We start from the raw sequence: 5442 nt of genomic DNA, 5'->3' as shown, positions 1-5442 counted from the left end.
GATAATCCTAACCCGTTATTTAAGTTAAGAGATCCATCAGCATTAATCCCTGGAGCTGCTGGTTCAAAGTACATATTGATACCAAATGGCGCGCTGACCGCAATGGTACAGCCTTTACTCTTCTGAATTAACGTTGTGAATTTCCTTTGCAGCTTCATTCCCTTTTCCATATCGCTGATTTTAACTGCACCAAAGTCAATGGTGTTGGGAGAGACAGCTACCTCCATCGTACAAGGTATAAAAGTAATGTCTGGTGTTGAGATTGATATTATCGATCTTTGAAGAAAATAATTATTATCAACAAGAAAATATATTGATTGGAAAGAACCGTTCAATAATGTTCCTTCAGGAGGTACTTTTCCTTTTGATGAATCTACTTTTATTTCCACCCAGACTGAGAGATTTTTTTTAAAGCTATTCCCCGTTGCCGTAGTAAAACCGATCACATTTTCTTGTTGACGATCATAAGGCTTACCGTCAATGTATATTGTTGTTGTAATTCCATTTTTTCTTGACAGATAAGAATTAAAATCAGATGTAGTTACTGCGGTAACGAATTGCCCATAAGTCTCACCTTCACAACTCAGATTAATAGATGTCTTCGGCGATGTGTAAAGTACTGTGCCATTTGGTGTATCAGCCGGAATAGACATCTGTGGCACACTAAGAAAAATATTTTGAGCTGAACCATTGAACTGACACCCTGCCGCATAAGCAAACGACAATGGTAAATATCCACTGCTGAAAACTAATAAAAACAACGCAAGTCTTGGCATTTCCCCCCCTCCAAAAAGTTGTGCATACCCATTTAATTTAAGTTTACTTCCCTTCAAAAACACACAGCATTTCCGCACAGCGATACGGATTTATGTGAAGCCCGCCAAAGTCATCTATATATCCTACATTCAATGAGTTACCACCAAATTTAACGTTAAAATCCAACGAGGAGAGTGGTGCTATCATAATACTGTCAAAACCAGGGAAGCTCCCTTTATTATCAGCACCTAAATACCCTAAGGTAATATAGTAGGGCGTCGGATTATTAAGCACCAACTTACCATTTTGACGTGTTACCGTAACTTTTTCCTCTACGCGGTCGCTGGCTTTTTTCTTTATGCCGTCAGGACGATAAAATAACTTCAAACGACTCTGCAGGGCGATTTGCAGCACATTTTCCTTGTCGCTTTTCGGCGGGATTTCGCGGACGTTAAAGTAGAAAAGTGTCTCCCGGTCTTTAGCCAGAGAGGCAATAGCGGGTAATGCCATAATTCTGACCTGCGTTTTTTTCCCCGCATCAATTCGCTGTAAAGGTGGTAATGCCAGTAAATATGATTCTGAGCGTTTTCCATTGGCATCATCGATCCATGACTGTGCCAGATAAGGCTGTGTTTTACTTTGATTAGTTAACGTGACTGCCAGTGATTTATCAGAACCATCCATGATGATTCGGGTCCTGTCAATATTTACAGCCGCATTAGTAGTCCCTGCTCTTACCAGTAAAAGACCAACAGCAAGCGATGCCAAAAGTTTATAAACACGTTTAGATAACACAACTCATCTCCATTAATGGCAGGGTAATAACAATACGCCCGATGTCAGGTCCGAATGTTCAGGAAGCTGTAATTTGCACTGCCCCTGTGACCAGGCGACGCTGACATTATTGCGATCTTCATGGCTGATACCGGAAAGGTAGGTAAAACCCTGATCACCGATAATGCCCAGTACCCTACCTTTCTGGTTTTTTACCTGTGTACCGAGCGGTGGAAACGAACCATCAGCCAGTCGTATAGTTCCAATCAACTGACCGCCTTTCGTAGCCATAATCTTCTTATATCCGATGGCCCCTTCAGTCAGCACTTTACTAATGACATTACCCGACACGTTAACATCTGTAGGCAGGGCGGTAATATCAACAGCAATGTCTGAGCGTTCATAGCTTGAACCAGCCGGTACCACCGCAATACCAAAGCGGTTTGTCGTACCGTTATCATTATCAACAGGCACCCCCGCCACATCTCCGGTATCAATCATCAACCGCGGCTCATTTCCCGCCATATTTTGATGAAGCGCAGCGCCATAACGCGTAGCCGTGAAAGAGCCATACCAGTTCAGGGATAAGCTCTTATACTGCTGGCTCAGCATACTGAAGTTCGCATTACCCTGACCGTATGGCGTCATTGTTTGAATATTTCCGTTCAGTGACGTACCGTCCTGCAGCCCTTCATCATGCTGTTGACCGACCCCCAGGCTCCAGGAGGTTTTATTCGATGGCCGGTTATAGAGGGTTGCGGTCTGATTCAAACGTCCATTGCTATCGTGCTGGATGCTGTAGCTGACCTGCCGTTGTGTATCCCAGGGCAAGGTTAGTGAAAGATAAATTTGATTATCCTGTTCATTACGTAATGTGCGATTTCGCCCCAAAGAAAGTGAAGCGGTTGCTCCCTGAAAAGGACCAAGGTTAAAGATCTTATTCAATGAAGCGGTGTAGTTCTCACTGACATTACTGTTCCAGTAATTCTGATGACTCACGGAGAACAGAGCATTGAGCCCGAGTGAGCTGATGGATTGGTTAAACGTAAGTACATAGCTCTGTTTTTCGGACAGTGACGAGCCATAGCCATTCGAGCGGTCTATATACTGGCTCATCGTCATAAAGCTTTTTTCAGAAAAACGGTACCCGGCAAATGCGATTGTACTACCCGTTTTATCGAAGGTTTTGGCGTAATTAAAACGATAGCTGTAACCCGTTTGCTGAGGCTCGTTTTGTATCTTTGCTACAGACTGCGTGACATCAAATGACGCGGCACCAAATACCCCCATATTTTCGCCGATCCCCAGTGCCAGTGCGCGATAATCACCATCACTGGCAATAAAGCCGCCATAAAGGGATGTATTGTTAAATGCTCCCCACGTCATCTCGCCGGTTGAGAAAAGCGGCTCGACGGTGTGGCTGCTGCCAGCGTAGATCAGCGGTTTACCTGCCGCGGTTTTAAACTGAACGTTTCCTTTTCGGGTAAGAAACGGAACGCTGGCTGTATTCACCTGCCAGGTATGTACCTGCCCATTGTCTTCCCGAACGGTAACATCGAGATTTCCACGGACCGTTTCACTTAATCCAGGCACAACGAATGGACCCGCTGGTACCTGAGACTGCCAGAGAATACGCCCATTCTGGGATACGGTGACCTGGGCATGGGTTTGTGCTATTCCGGTTATCTGTGGCGCATAACCACGTAACGACGGGGGCAGCATACGTTCATCGCTGGTAAGTGACACTCCGCTAAAACGGAACGTATCAAAAATATCGGAGTTCAGATATGTTTGCCCCATCACCAGTCTGGCCTGGAGAGAAGGAACAGGACGAAAGAGGTATGTTTGCGGGAAAGTCAGTGATGACTCATTTTCCCCACTTCCCCTGGTTGTGGTGTACTGGTAATCAGAACGTAAGCGCCATGCGCCAACATTCAATCCTGACGTACCGTATAAGCTGTAATTGCTACTTACATCTCCTTGATGTGGCATATAGCGGTTGCCAAGCAGGTTATAGTCAAAAATAAAACCGTTGACACCGTCCTCCCACTGGGATGGCGGAGACCATTCATCATCCTGATATAAAAGGTAGGCCTGCGGCACCGTCACAGATAGAGTCTGGTTATCAGGAGAATAAACGACACTGCTGTCGGAGGCAGTAAGATTGACACACTGTGTTCCAGGGTAAAAGGACAGATTATTTTTGACTTCATTTTTGAACGCTATCAGTCCAATCAATGACGGAGTCAAACAGGCAAAGCTGTTACTTTTATCATCATTTAAATAAAAATTAACAATCTGTTGCTCTTTAATCGTTCGGCCATTAAGGACAATATCTAAAATATATTCACCAGGCGCAATATAACCTTGTTGAGAATAAGCTGACAAATCGACATTCTTCTTATTATCAGCATCTAAAAGATGAGTATTAAACTCAACACTCCGTGCATTCACCACAGGAAAATAGATAGCCAGAAGCAATGCGAGATATGCAGGTCTAATACTCATATACAATAATCTTATATCTATTATTTAGAATAAATGTCTTGTCTGGATTTTGTATCGATAGAGATTACTTGTAATTCAATGCATAAGTAACATCAGCAGCAACTGTCCCCGTTACAACAGCCTGACCATTTTTTTCCAGACGCGCACCGAATTTCAGTAAATTATCGCCAGATGTCAGGCCATGCTCAGCCGAAGTAGCATTCGCTAATAGTGGAACATTTCCCGCCATAGTATCCATCAGACGAATACCTACGCCCTGGGCGGTACCCGTGTTTGCATACAACTCGGCATTGTTAGCATCTGCAGATCCTGCAAACTGAACGGTGACTTTAGAGAATGAAGGATAGTCGACGGTACCAGTACCGCTGCTTACGCCCGTATGTGCAGTTAGATCACAGTTTTGCAGATGAATTGTGATTGGCTGTGTGAGAGAATAACCGGCACCAGCTTCTAAAACTTTGTTGGCAACCTGACCTAATGGAACGTCTATATCCTCGTCTCCCGGAGCAATACTGCATGGAGAGTTAATCACGCTTCCCGTAAAGTGCAGGGTACCATGTCCATAATCAGCACCAACTGGGGCAGCTGCCCATGCACCATTTACCATACTGCCAGCAACGCAGGCCGATAAGATTAACTTGTTTACTTTATTCATTTTTCAGTCCGTTCATTTAGGCAATTTAGACAGATAAAACCCGACATACTGTTCTGCTTATCGGTCAACGGGGAGCGTAGTTCAGTTTGTGAAAAACCCGGCTATCAACCAACCGTCACTTCCTAGCATTGCTAAAAAGCCTAATCATTTTTTATATAATGTTTACAACAAGTAAAATCGATCTTTACGATCGACAATAACGAGTAAAGTGCTAAGCATCACGTCAGAAATCAATAAAAAATAAACAAAATATAGTTACAAAACAATGACATAGAAAAAATCATCATATTTCCTTTAATACACTATCTATCTCTATTACTGATGAAACCAGCCATTACAGCCTTGGCTAAAAAACTACAGAAACAGTAACCCACCCATGCAGAGGCCTTTTGTGACGGGATTTCTATGACTAAATTATTTGTAAAAATCACTGGAGCCTGTATCTATCTTTTTGATGTATATTGCCTATCTTATCGATTGATATTTTTTGCTTTTACCGATTGATATTTTTTGCTTTTAATATTATCCACACTGTTATCAGGACAATTTATGAAAAAAACATTTTAATTTTTAATGCACACGGTTCATGGTGTACTGATGAATAATATCCAACAGAAGCAGCTGGAAACGTTTTGGGCAGAAGTATTACATCGTTCAAAAATGCAATTAAGCGATATGAATGTTGGCAAATTCAATCAGTGGAGAAAAATTATTGGTGACAGAAAAATAAATCGATTATTAAAGCTAAT

The 5442-nt window shown here is 42.8% G+C and carries 4 protein-coding genes; all 4 read right to left on the bottom strand.

What is annotated here, in order from left to right:
* Positions 1 to 776 (bottom strand): fimbrial protein (locus KQJ18_RS21215; RefSeq protein WP_216422672.1); only part of this gene is annotated, 776 nt, incomplete at its 3' end.
* 43 nt (positions 777 to 819) lie between these two features.
* Positions 820 to 1551 carry a fimbria/pilus periplasmic chaperone gene (locus KQJ18_RS21210; protein ID WP_085047694.1) on the bottom strand — a complete coding sequence of 244 codons (732 nt, stop codon included), beginning with the start codon at positions 1549 to 1551 and terminating at the stop codon, positions 820 to 822.
* Positions 1552 to 1563: 12 nt separating this feature from the next.
* On the bottom strand, positions 1564 to 4032 hold the full coding sequence (locus tag KQJ18_RS21205; protein ID WP_346014725.1) for a fimbria/pilus outer membrane usher protein: 2469 nt from the start codon (positions 4030 to 4032) through the stop codon (positions 1564 to 1566).
* Positions 4033 to 4102: 70 nt separating this feature from the next.
* Complete coding sequence (locus tag KQJ18_RS21200; protein WP_085047696.1) at positions 4103 to 4693, bottom strand: fimbrial protein; 591 nt, start codon at positions 4691 to 4693, stop codon at positions 4103 to 4105.
* Between the last annotated feature and the right edge of the window lie 749 nt (positions 4694 to 5442).

The organism is Citrobacter sp. S55_ASV_140 (assembly GCF_018919505.1).
GTDB classification, from domain to species: domain Bacteria; phylum Pseudomonadota; class Gammaproteobacteria; order Enterobacterales; family Enterobacteriaceae; genus Citrobacter; species Citrobacter werkmanii.
This window is presented reverse-complemented; position numbering and strand designations above follow the sequence as displayed.

Bases quoted from the DNA above. Each gene is read 5' to 3' on its own strand.
- KQJ18_RS21200 (WP_085047696.1), bottom strand. From the start codon at position 4,693: ATGAATAAAGTAAACAAGTTAATCTTATCGGCCTGCGTTGCTGGCAGT.